Raw genomic sequence first — 17,708 nt, 5'->3', positions numbered from 1 at the left:
AGTCTACTGGGGGAAGCCGGGGCCGATCGCCGGTCAGGATGCGGCGGCGAAGCGGGCCGTGAGGGCCTCGGCGGCATCCGCCAGTGCGGGCGGGCCGACGACCGTGAACGGGGCATCGAAGCGGGTGATCGAGGCGAGGATGCCGACCCACGACCACGATCCGACTGTGACGCGACACGAGGTCTCGTCGATGGACTCGACAGTGCCGTGGCGACCGATCCACTGTGCGACCTCTCGGGCAGGCAGCTCGAGCACGAGCTCGCCGATGCAGGGCCAGCGGTCTTCGGCATCCGATCCCTTCGCCCGCGCCGCGAGGTAGGTCTGCGCGTCGGCGGCTGGCAGCTCGCGCGGGGTAAAACCGGGGCCGGTCGGGATGCGCGGGGCCATGCGATCGAGTCGGAACGTGCGCCAGTCGTCGGCCTCGAGATCCCAGGCGAGCATGTACCACCGGCCCTCCCGGGCGACGACGGCGTGCGGTTCGGTGCGCCTGGCCGGCCGGTCGCGGCGCTCGCCGTAGTCGAAACGCAGCATGAGTCGATCGCGCACGGCCGCGCTGACCGCCTCGAGTACCGCAGGATCGACACGCGTCTCGTTCTCGACGCCGGTGAAGCGGATGCCGTCGACCCGATGCCGCAGGCGCGACGGCATCACCTGCCGCACCGTCGCGAGCGCCCGCGCGGCGCCCTCGTCGATGTCGATCCCCGTTGCAGGCACGCTCTGCAGAGCGACCGCGATGGCGACGGCCTGCTCGTCGTCGAAGAGAAGCGGAGGGAGCTCCGAGCCCGCCGCGAGCCGGTATCCGCCGTCCGGACCCTTGATCGCGCTGATCCGGTATCCCAGCTCGCGCAGCCGATCGACGTCTCGTCGCACCGTGCGGGGAGTGACATCGAGCCGGTCGGCGAGCACCTGCCCCGGCCAGTCGCGCTGCGTCTGCAGCAGCGAGAGCAGGGCGAGCATGCGCGAGGAGCTGCCGGTCATGCATCCATTCTGCGCCAAGTAGAGGACCGAAACTGTCCGCTTCTGCGAGGAGTGTGGGTCTCACCGGCATCCCCGCCGTTCGAATCCATCGAGGAGACCCCATGACCATCGCAACCACCACCCACCTGAACTTCCGCGGCACCGCCCGCCAGGCGCTCGAGTTCTATCAGGGCGTCTTCGGCGGAGACGTGACGCTCGCCACCTACAGCGACGTCGGGATGCCGGCGGGCGCCCCCGACGCAGACAAGGTCGTGTTCGGGCAGGTCGAGAACGCCGACGGCTTCCGGCTGATGGCATACGACATCCCCGGCGCATCCGAGGACCCGGAGGCGACGGCGGGCACGACCTCGCGCGAGAACGGGATGACCATCACCGACCGCACGTTCTTCCAGTCGCTGCGCGCCGACTCGCTCGACGAGCTCACCGGATACTGGAACGCTCTCGCAGACGGCGGCTCTGTCGTCGAGCCGCTCGCTTCGTCGGCCTGGTCGCCCGGATTCGGCATGCTGACCGACCGCTTCGGGGTGACCTGGGTGCTCGACGTGAAGGCTGAGTACGCGGGGTGAATCGGTTGGCGTTCACGACTCAGCATGAACTGCGTCGAATCGGCCCGAAACCGCAGGTTTCGATCCGGATCGTCAGGTTCTTGCTGAGTTGTGAACGCCGGAGGCGGGGCGACCCGTGGGGGAGCCGACGGCTAGCCCTCGCCGCCTTTGCCTTTGTCCTTCTCGCCTTTGTCGCCCTTGCCGGAATTTCCGGAGTTGCCGTTGTTCCCGTTGTTGCCGTTGTTCCCGTTGTTGCCGTTGTTCCCGGGGTTCCCGTTGTTCGCGGAGTCCTCGGGGTCGGAGACGACCTCGACCGGGGCTGCGGGCGCTTCCGCGGGCACTTCCACGGGCGCTGGCTCGGCCGGCACGCGGACCACCGGTACAGACGCTGTTCTCGAGAACTCGGCGGATGCGGGGGCGGTGAATGCCGTGAGCCCGGCGACGATCGCCCCCGTCGCGACCAGCCCGGCCGCGCCCGCAAGCACGCGGTTACGGGTGCGAGTGCGAGAGGCAGTGCCAGCACCGGAGCCGGCGCCGGCGACCGCCGTGACGCTGGTGCCCGCGGTTGCCGGGAGGACGGCCGTCGCTCCGGTCTGCGACGAGTCGACGGCATCCGATCGCCCTGCGCCGGGTTCCGCCGTGGCGCCCGCGGTCGGGTCCGCGCCGGGATGCTTGGCGGGGGCTGCGCCCACGGTCGGGTCCGCATCGGCATCCTTCGCAGGGGCCGCGCCCGTAGTCGGTGCCGACCCGGCCGACGCGACGATGGCTGCCGCCGCCGCAGCGACCGCGGAACCGTTGGCGTCAGCGGCGTACCCCCGGAGCAGACCGCGTGCGGCGCGAGCGACCTCGGACGCGGTCGGTCGCTCGTCGGGCTCGAGCCGCGTCATGCGGGTCAGCAGATCGCGCCACTCCTCGGGCACCGTCTCGGAGATCGTGGGCGGTTGCGCGAGTCGGGCGATCGCCGCTGCGCGCCCGGAACCGAGCGCGGCGTACCCGGTCTCGCCGCTCAGGGCCTCCAGCATCACCAAGCCCAGCGCGAAGATGTCGACCGGAGTGCTGGGGTCGGCGTCGCGCAGCTGTTCCGGCGCCATATAAGTGAGTGTGCCGAGCACGATGCCCGGGGTCGTGAGCCGGGTGTCCTCGATCGAGCAGGCGATGCCGAAGTCGGCGAGCTTCGCGGTGACGGGGCGGCCCGAGCGTCCTCGAGCCAGCAGCACGTTCGACGGCTTGACGTCACGGTGCACGATCCCCGCCGCGTGCACCGCAGCGAGGCCCTCGGCGAGGTCGCGGGTGATGCGCGCGACGTCGCGCGGCGGCAGGGGACCTTCGGCCATGCGCGCGGCGAGCGTCGGTCCGTCGACGAACTCCATGACGAGGTACTGGGGTCGTCCAGGGGCGAGCTGCGCGTCGTAGAGCGTCACGAGCGAGGGGTGACTCAGCGAGGCGAGAAGCGCCTTCTCGGTGTGCGCGCGCTCGATCGACGCGACCGGGCCCTCGCCATGGATCATCTTGATCGCCACGATGCGCCCGAGGTGCGTGTCTTCGGCGCGGTAGACGGTCGCCATGCCGCCCTGCCCGACGCGGTCGTGCAGCACGTACCGTCCGTCGAGGAGCGCCGCCGTGGGGGACACCACTTCCAGGGTCATCGCATCGTCCTTGCACCAGCATCCGGGTCATGCATCAGACGAACCTAACCCGCGTGAGCGGAGCTCGTCACAGGGCTTGACGTCGCGACGAATTGGTGAGTGGGGCGCTGCGGCGCGGTTGGAGGCTGCGCAGGTGCCACGCGGTGCGATGCGGCTCTGCGGGTCGGGGGTCTGGCTCGGTGCGGGGTCGAAAGTGCATCGGAAACCGCCGATTCGGGTGCGTTATTGACCTCGCGTGGTGATGTCGCCCCGCCGTCGAAGAGTCCGATTGGATGCGGGGTCAAAAGTGCATCGGAAACCGCCGATTCGGGTGCGTTATTGACCCCGCACCGCCGTGGTCACGGCCCGCCTGGCGAGGGGGCGACGCGCTGTCAAGGGTCTGCTCCCTCTCAGGCCCCTCGCGTAGAAAGGAGGGAGATCGAAAGGACGTGGCATGGCCGCAGGCGACATCGAGACCTTCCAACGTGACGGGATCTGGTTCAACCGCATCGAGGGCGAATCGCGCACCCTGGGTTCGAGCTTCGGCACTCAAGACGAAGCGGTTCGAGCCGGCCGCGGAGCAGCGGCCGCGCGTCAGGTCCGGCACACCGTGCGCACCGACGAAGGGCCATCCGACACCGGAAACCTGTACGACTGGCATCCGCGCGACCTCATGAACTGATGGGCCCTGATTCTGTGGAGCGATCAGAGCGACGGATGCTGTTGCAGGCCTGCATCAACGGCGCCCGTCCGGCGACAGAGCACCCGGCGTTGAGCGCCGACGCGACCCTCTCCGCAGCCGACGCGGCGCGCGCCGTTGCTGCGGGAGCGAACGCGATCCACGTGCACCCGAAGGATGCCGCGGGCCACGACAGCCTTGCTGCCGCTGACGTCGAACGGTGGCTACAGGCTCTGAGAGCCGCGTGCCCCGACGTGCCGATCGGCGTGACGACCGGAGCGTGGATCGAGCGCGACGTCCAGCGGCGGTTGGCCGCGATCGAGGAGTGGACCGAACTCCCGGACTTCGCATCCGTCAACTGGCACGAGGCCGGCGCTGACGACATGGCCGAACTGCTGCTCAGCCGAGGAGTCGGAGTCGAAGCGGGCATCTGGGACGCCACGGGCCTCGAGGCCTGGAGCCAGTCGCCTGTCCGCAGGCGATGCACACGCGTGCTCATCGAACTGCCCGACGAGGCCGCCGAGGTCGTACGGCGCCACGCCGAGGGGCTGATCGCGCACGTCCGGCTCGACGAGCCGAACATTCCGATCCTGCTGCATGGAGAGCTGCGATCGGCGTGGCCCGCGTTCACGCTCGCCGTCGAGCTCGAGCTCGATTCGCGCATCGGACTCGAAGACACCCTGTCTCTGCCCGACGGGCGGACCGCCCCCGACAACGCGACGCTGGTGCGCACCGCGAGCGGGATCGCCTTCGCGGGCTGACGGAAACCGGCATCCCGACCGTCACTCGCCGAAACGAGAATCGCGCGGCGGCACGGCCTTCCTTAGTGTGGAAGCTCCCGCTGCGAAGGAGTACTCGTGTCTGAGATCACGACCGCGTCCGCCGGTCGCCGGTCGCCCGGCAAGGGTGATCGCATGAGCATCCGTTCCGATGCCGCCGTCCGATGTCGCTTCGTGGGCTGAGGGCCGCTTGCCATGACCGACGACCGCGCGCGCATTGACCCGCATCCGTTCGACTCCCGCACGAGGTTCGACCTCGATCGACCCGAGAGCCGCAAGTGGAGCCTGCACCCCGGGCGCATCGGCGCGTGGGTCGCCGAGATGGACTTCGGCGTCGCGCCCGTGATCGCCGATGCGATGCACCGAGCGATCGACGAGGAGAACCTCGGATACCTGTCGCCACCGCTCGCCGCCCGACTCGGCGAGGCCACCGCCGAATGGATGCAGGGCGAGTACGGCTGGGCGATCGACCCCGAGCGCGTGCATCCGGTGTCCGATGTGATGGCCGCGCTGCGGGTGGCGGTCGAGGAGTATGCGCCCGCCGGATCGCCGGTCATCGTGCCGACGCCCGCATATATGCCGTTTCTGACATATCTGCCCGCGATCGGGCACCCGGTGATCGAGATTCCGGGTGTCGAGGTCGACGGACGCTGGCATCACGACCTGCAACGCATCGATGAGGCGTTCGCCGCGGGTGCTCGCACGCTCGTGCTCTGCAACCCGCACAATCCGACCGGCACGGTGGTCGAGCGCGCCGAGCTCGAGGCGCTCGCTGACATCGTCGAGCGCCACGGCGCCCGGGTGTTCGCGGACGAGATCCATGCGCCGCTGCGCTTCGACGGCCGACCGTTCATCCCCTATGCGTCGGTGTCGGAGGCGACGGCAGCGCACACGATCACCGGCACGAGCGCGTCGAAGGCGTGGAACATCCCTGGGCTCAAGACCGCTCAGCTGATCACCTCGAATGACGCCGACCAGCAGCTGTATCGCCGGTTCGGGTTCTCAGTGCAGCACGGTGCCGCGACGCTCGGCGTGGTCGCGTCGACCGCGGCATATCGCGAGGGCAAGCCGTGGCTCGACGGAGTGATCGACTATCTCTCCGATTCGCGACGCCTTGTGGGATCCCTTGTCGCCGAACATCTTCCCGGCGCGGTCTATCGCGAACCGGACGCGACCTACATCGGCTGGATCGACACGAGCGCGCTGGGAATCGAGGGTGCGCCGGCGGCGTTCTTCCGCGACCGTGCCGGGATGGTGCTGACGGAGGGCGCGCTGCTCGGAAGAGGGTACGAGGATTTCGTGCGCGTCGTGTTCGCGACTCCACGGCCGATCCTGCGCGAGGCGTTCGCCGCGATGGGGGATGCCGTTCGGGCACGCTGACGCGAGCATCTTGCCCGGTGGCGCAGTGCCGATCGAGCCCGTTCCCGGAATCGATCGCGTTCAGCGGGTCGATCGCACACCGAGCGTCGATGCGCCCCGCGCGTGCCGGATGCGGGGTCGAAAACGCATCGCTAGTGGGCCTTTACGGTGCGAAACTGACCCCTCACCGACGCGGGGTCGCGAATGCACCGCGCCACACAACCTGCCTGGGCAGTACAGCTAGACCCGCGGCCCGGCGTCGAGTCCGAATCGCTCCGCTGCTGCCGCGAACTCCAGGTCGAAGGTGAGAATGCTCTCGATCGCATCGCCGATCTCGAGCGCGGTCGCCAGGTGCAGCGCATCCAAAGTGCGTAATCCGCTGTGCAGCTCGACGGCCCGGGCGAGCGTGTCATCGCTGAGTGAGACGAGAGCCACGCGATCGAGCAATTCCTGTGCGGCATCCGTGCTGATCGCGCGCCGGTCGGCGACGGCATGCAGTTCGACCGCCAGCAATCGGGAGGAGACGAAGGCCGTGCCGTCGGCGAATGCCCGGCGCATCGCTGCGCTGCCGTCCTCGTCGATGAGTGCCTTGGCCGCTGCAGAGGTGTCGAGGTAGATCACAGCCGGTCGGACCGAAGCTCGTCGAGGATGTCTCGGGTCGAGCGTTCACTCGTGGCGGCGGGTGTGAGGAGCGCCCCGGACCTCGAGGGCATCGTCACGTGGCCTGACGACACGAGTCGCTCCCAGGCGGTCTGTGCAGGTGGATTCAGTTCGGCGATCGGGCGTCCGCGGTCGGTGATGATCAGCCGCTCCCCGGCGGCCACCCGCGCCAGCACTTTCGCGGTCTGCTGATTGAGTTCCGTCTTCGTCACCCTCGCCATGCCCCCGATTCTACGCCCGATCTAGTAGAAGTAGTAGATCGCGCCTCTTGCTCGCTCCCCTTCATCCTGCGCGGGGGTTCGGACATTCGCCGGATCGCATCCTCGGGGTCGATGAGATCTACCTACTTGTGTCGACCTATATGTGTGTGGTCTTATATGACCATGCAACTCCGGCACGCCGTCCTCGGCCTCCTCGACCTCACTCCGCAGAGCGGGTACGACCTCGGGCGTGCGTTCGATCGATCCGTGGCCCACTTCTGGAACGCCGACCAGTCGCAGATCTACCGCACCCTCGACCGCCTCGAGGCAGACGGCGCGATCGAGACAGAGACGATTCCGCAGCAGGGCAAGCCGGATCGTCGGGTGCACTCGCTGACCGACGTGGGTCGAGCCGAGCTCGCGGCGTGGCTCAGCACTCCGCTCGAGAGCCTGAAGCCGAAGGAGCCTTTCCTCGCGCGGCTGTTCTTCGCCGAGTCGCTCGGTGTCGACGGCATCCTGGCTCTGCTCGACGAGCGCGAGACTGCGGTGCGCGAGGGGCTCGAGCAGCTGCGCGCGCTTCCCGCGGCGAGCGGCGACCTCGGCGCCGTCTTGCGCATGGCGACTCTGGATGCGGGCATCCGACAGGGCGGGGCCGAGCTGGCGTGGCTCCGCTCGACGCGCGCATCGATCACGGAGTTCGGGAACGCCTGATGGATGCCGCGTATCCGATCGAGCACGGCGAGCGCACGGGCGAGTCGATCATCCTGCTGCACGGCGGCAACGTCGGCGGCTGGATGTGGCAACCGCAGGTCGAGCGTCTCGCCGGGCGGCATCTGATCACTCCGGATGCCGTCGGCTTCAACTCCCGCGCCGGCGAAGCCTGGCCGGGTCTCGCGGGAGCCGCCGATGACGTGGCCGCGACCATCCGGGAGCGCGCAGTCGGTGGGCGAGCGCACGTCGTCGGGCTGTCGATGGGGGCCGTCATCGCCGTGCACCTGGTCGCCCGGCATCCTGATCTGGTGCGCTCGTGCATGGTGACCGGGGCGATGATGCTCGGCGTCAGCGGGGTTCAACGACGTGCGGCCGAACTGCAGCTGCGCGCCTGGGATCGGCGATGGTTCTGGCGGATGCAGGCAGCGATGTTCCGGATTCCCGCCGATGCGCGCGAGCAGTTCATCGCCGCGGGCATGGGTGTGAGCGCACAGACGGCGCACGCGATGTACGGGGAGATCTTCGACGGATCGATGCCGGAGGGCCGGTTCGATTACGCGGGGCCGATGCTGGCGATCGCGGGAGAGCGTGAGCCGCGCGATGTGGCCAGGGCGTTCCCCGCGCTCGTTCGGGCGATGCCGCAGACCCGCACGTGGGTCGCGCCGCGGATGCGCCACGTCTGGAGCCTCCAGGATCCCGACCTGTTCACGAGGACGATCGTCGACTTCGTCGACCGGAACGTGGTGCCCGCCGCGTGCTGAGCCCCGCCGTCCTCGCTCAACGACCGGAGCGCGTTCAGACGGCCAGGTCGCCCAGCGCGGCGGCGATGCGGTCGACCGCCTCGACCATGACCGGGCGGGGCAGCGCGAACACGAAGCGCGTGTATCCGATCGCGGCCTCGCCACAGGCGGCACCATCCGTCATCGCGACGCCCGCATGCTCGCGGAACCACTCCCCGAGATCCCCGGTCAGCCCGGTCTCGCGGAAGTCGAGCAGCGCGATGTAACTGCCCTCGGGCACGATCATCCGCACGCCGGGCAGCTTCTCGTCGACGAGCTGCGCCAGCATCCGTCGGTTGCCGTCGAGGTACTCGACCACCCCGTCGAGCCACTCGCGCCCGCCCGTGTAGGCCGCGATGTTCGCGACGACGCCGAGCGTCGAGGTGCCGTGTCCTGCCCAGAATCCGAGGCTGTCCCAGAGCGCGGCGTCGGCGTCGTTCGAGAGGATCACCTGCGCGCACTTGAGGCCGGCGAGGTTCCACGCCTTCGACGCAGACGTCGCGGTGAGCGTGTGGGCTGCGGCGGCATCCGACACCGAGGCGTAGGGGATGTGCTGCGCCGGCGCGTAGACGATCGGCGCGTGGATCTCGTCGGAGAACACCCGGCCGCCCGCATCGGTCACGACCGAGGCGATCGCGAGCAGCTCGTCACGGGTCGCGACGGTGCCGAGGGGGTTGTGAGGGTTGCAGAGCACCAGCATCTCGCCGCCGTCGCGGAACGCCTGGGCGACGGCATCCAGGTCCATGACCCAGCGTCCGTCGACCTCGATGCTCGGCACTTCGATCACCCGACGGTCGCGCATCGGCGGCACCAGGAGGAACGGCATGTACGCCGGCGTGGGCACGATGATCGCCGACCCCGGGGTGGTGAAGTGCTCGATCGCCAGCTCGAACGCGGCGATCACATCGGGCACGTGGTGCACCCGCTTGGGCGAGAACTCCCACCCGTACGAGTCGGAATACCAGCGGGCCGTCGCCTCCGAGAGGTCCTTCGCGAGCTTCTCGGGCAGGTAGCCGGTGACGCCCAGGTCCAATGCCGACTTGACCGCGGTGTTGACGGCGGGGGCGAGTCCGAAGTCCATCTCGGCGACGAACGCGCCGATCATGTCGGGGAACGTCGTCCATTTCAGGCTGCCCGCGCTGCGCAGGTCGTCTTGAGTGATCTGGTCGAACGTACCCGTGGTCATGTTTCAATCCTTCCATCCACGGGGAGCCCTCGGCCCGGATGCGGAAGGTCGGGGCCGTTGCGCGTCGACACTTGCATGTCCGTATTACAGATGCATGCCGAGAACGACGGGCTCGGCCTGCATCCGTGATCTGAGCATGCATCCGTGAGGGCCGCCCGGACGCGGCCCCGCACCGGGGTGGGGTGCGCGCGGGGTCACTTCCGCATCGGAAACCGAGCGCCGGCAGCGTGCGGGGTCACTTTCGCATCGGAAACCGGCCTTTCGGATGCGGTTTTGACCCCGCACCGAGGGCGGGGTGCGTGCGGGGTCACTTCCGCATCGGAAACCGAGGCCAGCGGTGCATTATTGACCCCGCATCCAGACCGCAAGCACCGCCACACCATTGAGCCACCCCCGCACCCGTGCCAGGATTGCCCCGACTCGGCTCACCGGGGGCGGGGACGAAGGGATTCTCATGCAGCTGGCGATGATCGGACTCGGCCGGATGGGTGCCAACATCGTGCGCCGCCTCATGCGGGCGGGGCACGAGTGCGTGGTCTATGACGTGAATGCCGATGCGGTGCAGGTGCTGGTCGCCGAGGGAGCGACAGGCGCAGACAGCATGGCCGACCTGGCGTCGAAGCTCGAGGCGCCGCGGGCCGTGTGGATGATGGTGCCCGCCTCGCTCACCGGCGCTGTGGCAGACCAGGTCGCGGCGGTGCTCGACGAGGGCGACATCCTGATCGACGGTGGTAACTCGAACTACCGTGACGACGTGCGGCGGGCGAAGGCCTTCCGCGAGCGCGGCATCCACTACGTCGATGTCGGCACGAGCGGTGGAGTGTTCGGACTCGACCGCGGCTACTGCCTGATGGTCGGCGGCCCGGACGAAGCGGTGCAGCGCATCGAGCCGGTGCTGAAGACGATCGCTCCGGGTGTCGGCGAGATCGAGCGCACCCCCGGTCGCACGGGAGACCTCACGCCCGAGGAGCAGGGCTATCTGCACTGCGGACCGTCGGGCGCGGGGCACTTCGTGAAGATGGTGCACAACGGCATCGAGTACGGCATCATGGCGTCGATCGCCGAGGGCCTCAACCTGCTGCACAACGCGGATGCCGGAGTGCGCGAGGCCGAGCACTCGGCGGAGATCGCCCCGCTCGAGGAGCCGGAGTTCTACCAGTTCCCGATCGACACGTCGAAGGTTGCCGAGCTGTGGCGCCGCGGATCAGTCATCTCGTCGTGGCTGCTCGACCTCACGGCCGCCGCGCTGTCCGAGAACCCGACGCTCGACGGTCTCGCCGGTCGGGTCTCCGACTCGGGGGAGGGTCGCTGGACGGTCAAGGCCGCGGTCGACGTGGGAGTGCCCGTGCCGGTGCTCGCGGCGTCGCTGTTCGAGCGCTTCGCCTCGCGCGACGAAGACCGCTTCGCGAACCAGGTGCTGTCGGCCATGCGCCTGCAGTTCGGTGGACACCAGGAGCTTCCCGCCGGAGACGTGCTCGAGGCCGGCTCGCGCAAGGCCGAGTCCGACACCGCGTGACCCTGTCGCTGCTGTGACGCCGTAGGCGGGGCCAGTTCCGCACGTTCCCACCCGCGCGGGGCCAGTTCCGCACCGCAAACGGCGTGATCCGGTGCGAAAGTGGCCCCGCCCGCGGGGAGATGTGAAAGTGGCCCCGCCCGCCGGGGCACGGCACGGCACGAGACGAACGACGTAGAGGAAGGAAAGCGCATGACATCGATCCCTGTGACCCGGCCGGCGCAGCCCGGCGATGCCGCCACCGTCGCGAAGCTCCTGCACGCGTTCAACACCGAGTTCGACACCGCGAGTCCGGGCGTCGACGTCCTTGCGCACCGCCTGACGCTCCTGCTCGCCCAGCCGACGACATTCGCAATCCTCGGCGGCTCCCCTGCCGTCGGCGTCGCGCTCGTGACGCTCCGCGCGAACGTCTGGTCGGATGGGCCGGTCGCGCTGCTCGATGAGATGTACGTCGCACCCGCCCACCGCCGCACCGGCATCGGCTCGAAGATCCTCGAGCACGTGGTCCGCACCTGTCGGGAACGGGGCGTCTCGGAGATCGAGATCAATGTCGACGAGTCGGATGCCGATGCCATGCGCTTCTACGAGAGCCACGGTTTCACCAACGGCGACCCCGACACCGGCGAGAAGGCCTACTACTTCTTCCGCTCGCTCTGAGCCGCCCCGGCCAGCGCCCGACGGGCCAGCGCCCGACGGGCCTGCGCCCGACCGGCCCGCGCCCGACGGGCCCGCGCCCGACGGGCCCGACGGCCCGAAAGCCCGACGCCCCGACCGCCCGACGACTCAGACCAGCGCGGCATCCACCCTGTGATCGTTGCCGGCGTGCACGAGGGCGTCGATGCGACGCTCGATCGCGTTGAACTCCGGGGAGTTCACGTCGCGCTCGCCGGTGAGGTCCACGGTCACGATCTCCCGCACGTGCCCCGAGATGCCGTGCGCCGTGCCGCCCGCCATGACCATGACGCGGTCGCCGAGGTAGACGGCCTCCTCGATGCTGTGCGTCACGAACAGCACGGTGATGCCGGCATCCCGCTGGATGCGCTGCAGCTCGTGCTGCATCTCGGTGCGCGTGAGCGCGTCGAGAGCGCCGAACGGTTCGTCCATGAGCATCACCGACGGAGTGTTCGCGAGCAGTCGCGCGATCGCGACGCGCTGCTGCATGCCGCCCGACAGCTGGTGCGGGAAGGATGCCGCGACGCGACTGAGTCCGACGGAGTCCAGCGCCGCGGTGGCCCGCTCCTTCACGACCGCGCGCGGAAGGCGCGCCTGCCGAGGCCCGTACTCGATGTTCTCGCGCACCGTCAGCCAGGGGAACAGCCCGTAGTCCTGGAACACGACGCCACGGTCGGGTCCGGGCCCGGTCACCTCCGCCCCGGCAACAGTCAGAGAGCCCTCGGTGATGGTCTCGAAGCCCGCGACCATGCGCAGCAGCGTCGACTTGCCGCATCCGGAGGCGCCGACGATGCAGACCACCTCACCGGCCGCGACGGTGATGTCGACACCGTCGACGGCGGCGATCGGCGAGCCGGGGTAGCGCTTGCCCACACCGTTCATGACGATGTCGGCGGCGTGCTGGGGAGGAATGCTCATGCGATCTCTCACTTCTGGATCGGTCGGCGCCCGAAGGCGATGGCGAAGATGAGCGTGAGCAGACGGTCGGCGATGAAGCCGGCCAGGCCGATGACGACCATGCCCACGATGATGAGGTCGGTGCGCGACTGCTCCCTGGCCTGGGTGATGAGCGCGCCGAGACCGGTGCTGATGCCCACCGTCTCGCCGACGACGAGGATCACCCACGAGAGTCCCATCGCGATCCGCATGCCGCTGATGATCTGCGGAGCGGCAGCCGGGATGACGACCTTGTAGAGCGACTGCAGGCGGGGTGTGCCCAGCATCGCGGCGGCCTCGAGGAGGCGCCCCGGCACTTGGTGCACTCCGCTGATGGTGTTCAGGAGGATAGGGAACACCGCGGCGATGAACACGAGGAACACGGTGGAGCGGTCGCCGAAGCCGATGATCAGCAGCGTCAGCGGCGCCCAGGCGGTGACGGGGATGGGGCGGACGAGATTGATCGTCGGCTCCAGCATGCGGAACAGGAGCTTCGATCGGCCCATCAGCACGCCGAGCGGCACGGCGACGACGACCGCGAGACCGAAGCCCTGCAGCACGCGCAGCGCCGAGGCGCCGAGGTGGCCCCAGAGAGTGCCGCTGAACGAGTCGTCGTAGACGCCGCCGAAGGCGAAGTCCACACCCCTCACCGCGACCTCTCCGGGGGTGGGCAGGAACGTCATCTTGATGTCGAACGGCAGGGTCCAGGCGTTCTGAACGCCCAGGTGCCAGCCGATGAGGATGAGGATCGGAACGGGAAGCGCGATGGCCCATCCGAACGACAGGCGGCGGCGCGGCCGGGCGGCGCGTTTGCTGGCGGGCGGCGTCTCGGCGTTCTCGACGCCCTGGGGCGGATCGGCGAGTGCGGTGGTCGTCACGATCACTCCGTCCGTGCGGTCTCGACGAAGCTGGCGTCGGTGAGGAGATCCTGGTCGACCTCGGCCGAGACCTGGTCGAATGCGAGCATCTCCTCGCTCATCGCGGCCAGCGTCGAGAGGTAGTCGGCGTCCAGATCCCAGCGGGGCCAGATGTTCTCGATCGCCAGGTCGACGATCGCGGGGTCGAGCGCGAACTCCTCGACGAGGCCGTCGGCCCAGGCGGCGGTGTCGTCCGCCATGTGCTCGACGGCCGCGGCGTGGGTGTCGACGACGGACTGCACGAGCTCGGGGTCGGACTCGATCAGGCTGTTGCTCGTGGCGAGCACGATGTTCGTCTGACCGATGGGGGTGTCGTAGGCCGACATCAGCTCGTGAGCACCGCCCTCGATCGCGATCGACGGGCCCACCTCGGCGGAGATGAACGCGTCGATCTGCCCGGAGGCGAACGCGGTGGCCATGTCGGCGAAGGGAAGGTTGACGAGCTCGACGTCGCTCGCGGGGTCGATGCCCTGTGCCTCGAGCGTGCGCTTGAGGAGGATCTCCTGGGTGGCGCCCATCGGGAAGCCGACCTTCGCACCCTTGAGGTCATCCGGCGTCTCGATGTCTTCTGTGGCGACGATACGGGTGCCTCCGTCGGCGGCGGAGGCGACGATGCGCACATCCTGCTTCTCGGCGACGCCGGCGATGACGGATGCCGCCCCGGTCACGCCGAAGTCGACGGATCCCGAGACGATCGCGTTCTTGATGTCGCTGGAGGTGTCGAAGAGCACGATCTCGACGTCGATGCCCTCCTCGGCGACCTCCTCATAGAAGAAGGGGCTGAACAGGTGGGGCTGCGCACGCAGCGTGCCGATGGTGACGGACTGCCCGCCGCCGTCGCCGCTCTCGGAGTCGGCGGACGAGGACGCTGCGGAGCAGCCGGTGAGCACGAGGGCCGCGGCGGCGAGCGAGGCGACGGCGAGCGACGGCGTGCGGAAGGACGTGCGGGAGGGGGTGCGGAAGGTCATGTGTTCTCCTGGTGGGGGCGGGGTCAGGACGGTTGGTGGAGGGACAGGGGGGCAGGGGTCAGGCGGTCACGGGGGCGACGGATGCTGCGCGATAGGCGCGCCATCCCCCGAAGTCGGTGATGTCTCGTTCGGTGAGGTCGACGGATGCGGTGAAGCCGAGCACCGACGAGCCGTCGGAGAGCTCGATCTCGCCGAGCGCGAGAGGAGCGGCGATGCTGCGCAGCAGCGTCGACAGTGCGAGGGGCGACAGGCGCCACAGCTCGCCGGGGAGCTCGGCCCCCTCGGTCGATCGGATGACCGCCGGGCGGTCGACCGCTCCTTCGACCAGCAGCATCCGGAACCTGTCCGAGGTGCGGACCTCGCCGACGAACCGGGCGCCGAGCGCCTGCAGCTGCGGGTTGAGCGGTTCGCCACTGAGGTGCGCACCGAAGACGGCGACGTCGACGCCGGGGGTGCCGAGCGCGGCATCCTGCTCCGACTCACCGAGAAGGCGAGCTGCGAGATCGAGCGCGACCTGGTCGTGGAACGTCGGCGTCACGATCGAGACGCCGAAGTGGCCTTCGCCTGCGACCTCACCCGTCGGCACGGCGACGGCGGCCATGTCCATGAGGTTCACGAAGTTCGTGAAGGTGCCGACCGTGCTGTTCACGCCGAGCGGATCGGCCGCGACCTCGGCGACGGTCGGGTGGATCGGCGCGGTCGGGATGATCAGAGCATCCGTGCCGTCGAGGGCCTGCCGAGCGAGGAGCGTCGCGGCGGCGACGGCCTGCTGGGCATCGATCACCGTCGTGCCGTCGATCTCTGCGGCGCCGGCGGCGATCGCGGCGACCGAGGGATCGGCCTCCTCCGGGTGTGCGGCGAGGAATGCGCCGTACGACCAGGCCCGCTCGCTGACCAGGCCGCCGCTGTAGAGCAGCCGGGCGGTGGCGAGGAACGGAGCGATGTCGATCGTGCGGGTCTCGGCACCCAGAGCTTCGAAGCGGGCGATCGTCTCGTCGAACGCCTCCAGGACCGCCGGCGAGAGCGAGGCGAGGTCGGCGCGTCGGGGCACCGCGATCACAGGTCGCGGCGGGGCCGCCTGCGGGGCGTCGAGTGCCCACGGCCTGCTCTTCGGGTCGCTCGACGACGGGCCGGCGACGACCGACATCACACGCGCGGCGAGGCCGGTGGTGCGGGTGAAGACCGAGACGGTGTCGTATGAGGGAGAGGCGGGGAGCACCCCGTCGAGAGGCAGCAGTCCGAGGGTGGGCTTCACACCGAGGATGCCGTTGAAAGCGGCCGGGACCCGCCCCGAGCCCGCGGTGTCGGTGCCGAGCGAGAAGTCGACGAGGTCGTGCCCGACGGCGGCGCCGGATCCCGAACTCGATCCGCCCGAGACGCGCTGGGGGTCGAGCGCGCTCGTGACGACGCCGTAGGGGCTGCGTGTTCCGACGAGTCCCGTGGCGAACTGATCCATGTTGGTCTTGCCGACGAGGATGGCGCCCGCGTCGAGCAGTCGTGTGACGACGGTCGCGGTCTTCGCCGGAACCCGGGCGAACGCGGGGTGTGCGGCGGTGGTCGGGATGCCAGCCACGTCGATGTTGTCCTTGACGGCGAACGTCAGACCGGCGAGGGGGAGAGATGCGCCCGCGGCGACGCGGGCGCGCACGCTCTCGGCATCCGCTTGGATCTCGTCGGCGCTGCGGCGGGTGATCCAGATGCTGGCGGGCGCGGCATCCAGTGCGGTCTCGAGCGCCGCGACGTCGGCGGAGACGGACTCGGAGGAGGAGAGGGAGATCATCGGTGCGGGTCCAATCCGTGGTTCATGTGGGAGATCTGCATGGCGCGGGCCGCGCGGGCCTCGACGATCGACTGCGACTGCCCGACGTGCGTACGCAGGAAGTCGCGGGCTTCGCGAAGGCGCCCGGTGAGCACGAGCTCGAGGATCTCGAGGTGCTCGGAGATGGTCGCGTCGACGCGGTCCTGGGTGAGGTAGTCATGCATGCGGATCGGGCGGATGCGGCGGTTCACGCGCTCCAGCGCTCCGACCAGCTCGCGGTTGCCCGCGGCGCCCAGGAGTGCGAGGTGGAAGTGCTCGTCTGCGTCGACGAAACCAGGGTCGGGGGTGATGCCGGCCTCGAGCCGAGAGACCCAGAGGTCCTGCTCGGCGGTGAGACGGGCCCGCTCATGCGTGATCGTGGGGTCGGCGATGGCGCGGTCGATGCCCTGCGACTCCAGCAGGATGCGCAGCTCGTAGAGGTCGGTGAACTCTTCGAGCGTGGGCATGTAGCGGTACAGCGCTCCGTCGCGCTTGACGAGGAGGCCGTCTGCTTCGAGCCGCGCCAGCGCGTCGCGCACCGGTGTGCGGGAGAGCTCGAAGCGCTCGGCGACGTTCTCCTCGGTGAAGCGGTGGAAGGGCGAGTACGCCGCGGTCAGCAGCTCGGCCCGCAGCTGCTCATAGACGCGGATGCGGGCGGGACGCCGGCGCTCGGAGCCCGGATCCTGCGATGTGGCCAATGATGTATCCATTGCTGGACATCGTTCGGTATCCATGTTTCGGCGGTGTATCTGGGCCGTACTCCCCGCGTTACGTTCTTCTCACATCCGCCGTCCGCACGAATGTGCACACCACACGACTCTCAGCCGGGGTCAGAAACGCACGGCCGTTCTCGGCCGGGGTCACTTACGCACCGCCGCTCTGAGCCGGGGTCACTAACGCACGGCGCACGCCCGAATGCGGTGGCCTATTGACCCCGCACGGATGTGCACACCCGAGCGAGGCGCATCTTCACACGGCGCGTGGGGCCCGCCACCCCACCCAGTCCGGACGATCCACCACGCAGAAGCGGTTGCCCTCGGGGTCTTCCATGATCACGTAGTCGGCATCGTCGGGCAGGTTGTCCCAGTGCACCTCGCGGGCGCCGAGCTCGGTCAGGCGGCGCACTTCGGCATCCTGGTCGTCGGCGTAGCTGTCGAGGTGGATGCGCGGCGGCAGCACTCGCTCGGAGTGATGAGCGTCGAGCGCGATGCAGGGGGCGTACGCGTCGCGCGGTTTCAGCACGACCCAGTCGTCGGATGCCGGGTCGCGCTCGACATAGTCGAGGGCCGCCTGCCAGAAGAGCGACTGTGCGGGGAGGTCGTTCACGCGGATCACGATCGACACGATCTTCAACATGCCGGTCAGTGTAGATCTGGGTGATGCAGCAAGCCAGTGGCTTGTTC

General features: G+C 69.3%; 19 protein-coding genes. 8 read left to right on the top strand and 11 right to left on the bottom strand.

The genetic code is table 11. From position 1 onward, the window contains the following. Nucleotides 1-33 precede the first annotated feature (33 nt). On the bottom strand, nt 34-978 hold the full coding sequence (locus ACLKOY_RS10400; protein ID WP_436453554.1) for a helix-turn-helix transcriptional regulator: 945 nt from the start codon (nt 976-978) through the stop codon (nt 34-36). A gap of 101 nt (nt 979-1,079) precedes the next feature. Between ACLKOY_RS10400 and ACLKOY_RS10395 the strand changes: the two genes are divergently transcribed. Then, nucleotides 1,080-1,544: a VOC family protein gene (locus ACLKOY_RS10395; RefSeq protein ID WP_436453553.1), complete on the top strand. Its 465-nt coding sequence runs from the start codon at nt 1,080-1,082 to the stop codon at nt 1,542-1,544. A gap of 131 nt (nt 1,545-1,675) precedes the next feature. Here ACLKOY_RS10395 and ACLKOY_RS10390 read toward each other — a convergent pair whose 3' ends face one another. After that, nucleotides 1,676-3,169 carry a serine/threonine-protein kinase gene (locus ACLKOY_RS10390; RefSeq protein WP_436453552.1) on the bottom strand — a complete coding sequence of 498 codons (1,494 nt, stop codon included), beginning with the start codon at nt 3,167-3,169 and terminating at the stop codon, nt 1,676-1,678. Between the two features lie 433 nt (nt 3,170-3,602). On the opposite strand from ACLKOY_RS10390, the gene ACLKOY_RS10385 reads away from it, so the two are divergent. From ACLKOY_RS10385 to ACLKOY_RS10375, 3 genes are all read left to right on the top strand, one after another. Then, on the top strand, nt 3,603-3,830 hold the full coding sequence (locus ACLKOY_RS10385) for a DUF2188 domain-containing protein (RefSeq protein WP_290163937.1): 228 nt from the start codon (nt 3,603-3,605) through the stop codon (nt 3,828-3,830). Nucleotides 3,831-3,865: 35 nt separating this feature from the next. Beyond that, nucleotides 3,866-4,588, top strand: a complete 723-nt coding sequence (locus ACLKOY_RS10380) for a 3-keto-5-aminohexanoate cleavage protein (protein WP_436453551.1) — start codon at nt 3,866-3,868, stop codon at nt 4,586-4,588. A gap of 213 nt (nt 4,589-4,801) precedes the next feature. Next, nucleotides 4,802-5,986 (top strand): MalY/PatB family protein, encoded by a 1,185-nt coding sequence (locus ACLKOY_RS10375; protein WP_436453550.1) that lies wholly within the window; start codon nt 4,802-4,804, stop codon nt 5,984-5,986. Nucleotides 5,987-6,205: 219 nt separating this feature from the next. Here the strand turns inward: ACLKOY_RS10375 and ACLKOY_RS10370 are convergent, their stop codons facing one another. Next, complete coding sequence (locus tag ACLKOY_RS10370; protein WP_436453549.1) at nt 6,206-6,586, bottom strand: type II toxin-antitoxin system VapC family toxin; 381 nt, start codon at nt 6,584-6,586, stop codon at nt 6,206-6,208. Continuing rightward, entirely contained in the window at nt 6,583-6,846 is a 264-nt protein-coding gene (locus tag ACLKOY_RS10365) for a type II toxin-antitoxin system Phd/YefM family antitoxin (RefSeq protein WP_436453548.1), read from the bottom strand. Before ACLKOY_RS10365 ends, ACLKOY_RS10370 begins: the two co-directional genes overlap by 4 nt. Before the next feature lie 156 nt (nt 6,847-7,002). Between ACLKOY_RS10365 and ACLKOY_RS10360 the strand changes: the two genes are divergently transcribed. Continuing rightward, entirely contained in the window at nt 7,003-7,536 is a 534-nt protein-coding gene (locus ACLKOY_RS10360) for a PadR family transcriptional regulator (RefSeq protein ID WP_436453547.1), read from the top strand. Beyond that, on the top strand, nt 7,488-8,297 hold the full coding sequence (locus tag ACLKOY_RS10355; protein ID WP_436453546.1) for an alpha/beta fold hydrolase: 810 nt from the start codon (nt 7,488-7,490) through the stop codon (nt 8,295-8,297). Before ACLKOY_RS10360 ends, ACLKOY_RS10355 begins: the two co-directional genes overlap by 49 nt. A gap of 34 nt (nt 8,298-8,331) precedes the next feature. Here the strand turns inward: ACLKOY_RS10355 and ACLKOY_RS10350 are convergent, their stop codons facing one another. Next, nucleotides 8,332-9,501: a MalY/PatB family protein gene (locus ACLKOY_RS10350; RefSeq protein ID WP_436453545.1), complete on the bottom strand. Its 1,170-nt coding sequence runs from the start codon at nt 9,499-9,501 to the stop codon at nt 8,332-8,334. 454 nt (nt 9,502-9,955) lie between these two features. Here ACLKOY_RS10350 and gnd point away from each other — a divergent pair, with 454 nt between their 5' ends. Next, nucleotides 9,956-11,017: a phosphogluconate dehydrogenase (NAD(+)-dependent, decarboxylating) gene (gnd, locus tag ACLKOY_RS10345; protein WP_436453544.1), complete on the top strand. Its 1,062-nt coding sequence runs from the start codon at nt 9,956-9,958 to the stop codon at nt 11,015-11,017. 189 nt (nt 11,018-11,206) lie between these two features. Beyond that, nucleotides 11,207-11,671, top strand: a complete 465-nt coding sequence (locus ACLKOY_RS10340; RefSeq protein WP_436453543.1) for a GNAT family N-acetyltransferase — start codon at nt 11,207-11,209, stop codon at nt 11,669-11,671. 126 nt (nt 11,672-11,797) lie between these two features. Here ACLKOY_RS10340 and ACLKOY_RS10335 read toward each other — a convergent pair whose 3' ends face one another. From ACLKOY_RS10335 to ACLKOY_RS10310, 6 genes are all read right to left on the bottom strand, one after another. Next, the gene (locus ACLKOY_RS10335) at nt 11,798-12,604 is read right to left on the bottom strand and encodes an ABC transporter ATP-binding protein (protein ID WP_436453542.1); all 807 of its coding nucleotides are present in this window, start codon (nt 12,602-12,604) and stop codon (nt 11,798-11,800) included. 8 nt (nt 12,605-12,612) lie between these two features. Further along, a complete protein-coding gene (locus ACLKOY_RS10330) occupies nt 12,613-13,500 on the bottom strand; it encodes an ABC transporter permease (protein WP_436453541.1) in 888 nt (295 codons plus the stop codon). A 2-nt stretch (nt 13,501-13,502) separates the two neighbouring features. Then, nucleotides 13,503-14,507, bottom strand: a complete 1,005-nt coding sequence (locus ACLKOY_RS10325) for an ABC transporter substrate-binding protein (RefSeq protein ID WP_436453540.1) — start codon at nt 14,505-14,507, stop codon at nt 13,503-13,505. Nucleotides 14,508-14,565: 58 nt separating this feature from the next. Further along, nucleotides 14,566-16,287, bottom strand: coding sequence for an allophanate hydrolase (gene atzF, locus ACLKOY_RS10320; protein WP_436453539.1), 1,722 nt, complete (start codon nt 16,285-16,287; stop codon nt 14,566-14,568). Then, on the bottom strand, nt 16,284-17,015 hold the full coding sequence (locus ACLKOY_RS10315; RefSeq protein WP_436453538.1) for a GntR family transcriptional regulator: 732 nt from the start codon (nt 17,013-17,015) through the stop codon (nt 16,284-16,286). Before ACLKOY_RS10315 ends, atzF begins: the two co-directional genes overlap by 4 nt. 259 nt (nt 17,016-17,274) lie before the next feature. Next, complete coding sequence (locus tag ACLKOY_RS10310; protein WP_436453537.1) at nt 17,275-17,661, bottom strand: VOC family protein; 387 nt, start codon at nt 17,659-17,661, stop codon at nt 17,275-17,277. Nucleotides 17,662-17,708: the final 47 nt, after the last annotated feature.

Origin of the sequence: Microbacterium sp. K2 (assembly GCF_051365005.1) — a bacterium.
Lineage (GTDB): Bacteria > Actinomycetota > Actinomycetes > Actinomycetales > Microbacteriaceae > Microbacterium > Microbacterium foliorum_B.
This window is presented reverse-complemented; position numbering and strand designations above follow the sequence as displayed.

Coding starts and splice junctions, on each gene's coding strand:
- ACLKOY_RS10375 (WP_436453550.1), top strand. CDS start 4,802: ATGACCGACGACCGCGCGCGCATTGACCCGCATCCGTTCGACTCCCGC.
- ACLKOY_RS10395 (WP_436453553.1), top strand. CDS start 1,080: ATGACCATCGCAACCACCACCCACCTGAACTTCCGCGGCACCGCCCGC.
- ACLKOY_RS10385 (WP_290163937.1), top strand. CDS start 3,603: ATGGCCGCAGGCGACATCGAGACCTTCCAACGTGACGGGATCTGGTTC.
- ACLKOY_RS10365 (WP_436453548.1), bottom strand. CDS start 6,846: ATGGCGAGGGTGACGAAGACGGAACTCAATCAGCAGACCGCGAAAGTG.
- gnd (WP_436453544.1), top strand. CDS start 9,956: ATGCAGCTGGCGATGATCGGACTCGGCCGGATGGGTGCCAACATCGTG.
- ACLKOY_RS10340 (WP_436453543.1), top strand. CDS start 11,207: ATGACATCGATCCCTGTGACCCGGCCGGCGCAGCCCGGCGATGCCGCC.
- ACLKOY_RS10390 (WP_436453552.1), bottom strand. CDS start 3,169: ATGACCCTGGAAGTGGTGTCCCCCACGGCGGCGCTCCTCGACGGACGG.
- ACLKOY_RS10350 (WP_436453545.1), bottom strand. CDS start 9,501: ATGACCACGGGTACGTTCGACCAGATCACTCAAGACGACCTGCGCAGC.
- ACLKOY_RS10315 (WP_436453538.1), bottom strand. CDS start 17,015: ATGGATACATCATTGGCCACATCGCAGGATCCGGGCTCCGAGCGCCGG.
- ACLKOY_RS10400 (WP_436453554.1), bottom strand. CDS start 978: ATGACCGGCAGCTCCTCGCGCATGCTCGCCCTGCTCTCGCTGCTGCAG.
- ACLKOY_RS10380 (WP_436453551.1), top strand. CDS start 3,866: ATGCTGTTGCAGGCCTGCATCAACGGCGCCCGTCCGGCGACAGAGCAC.
- ACLKOY_RS10360 (WP_436453547.1), top strand. CDS start 7,003: ATGACCATGCAACTCCGGCACGCCGTCCTCGGCCTCCTCGACCTCACT.
- atzF (WP_436453539.1), bottom strand. CDS start 16,287: ATGATCTCCCTCTCCTCCTCCGAGTCCGTCTCCGCCGACGTCGCGGCG.
- ACLKOY_RS10310 (WP_436453537.1), bottom strand. CDS start 17,661: ATGTTGAAGATCGTGTCGATCGTGATCCGCGTGAACGACCTCCCCGCA.
- ACLKOY_RS10325 (WP_436453540.1), bottom strand. CDS start 14,507: ATGACCTTCCGCACCCCCTCCCGCACGTCCTTCCGCACGCCGTCGCTC.
- ACLKOY_RS10335 (WP_436453542.1), bottom strand. CDS start 12,604: ATGAGCATTCCTCCCCAGCACGCCGCCGACATCGTCATGAACGGTGTG.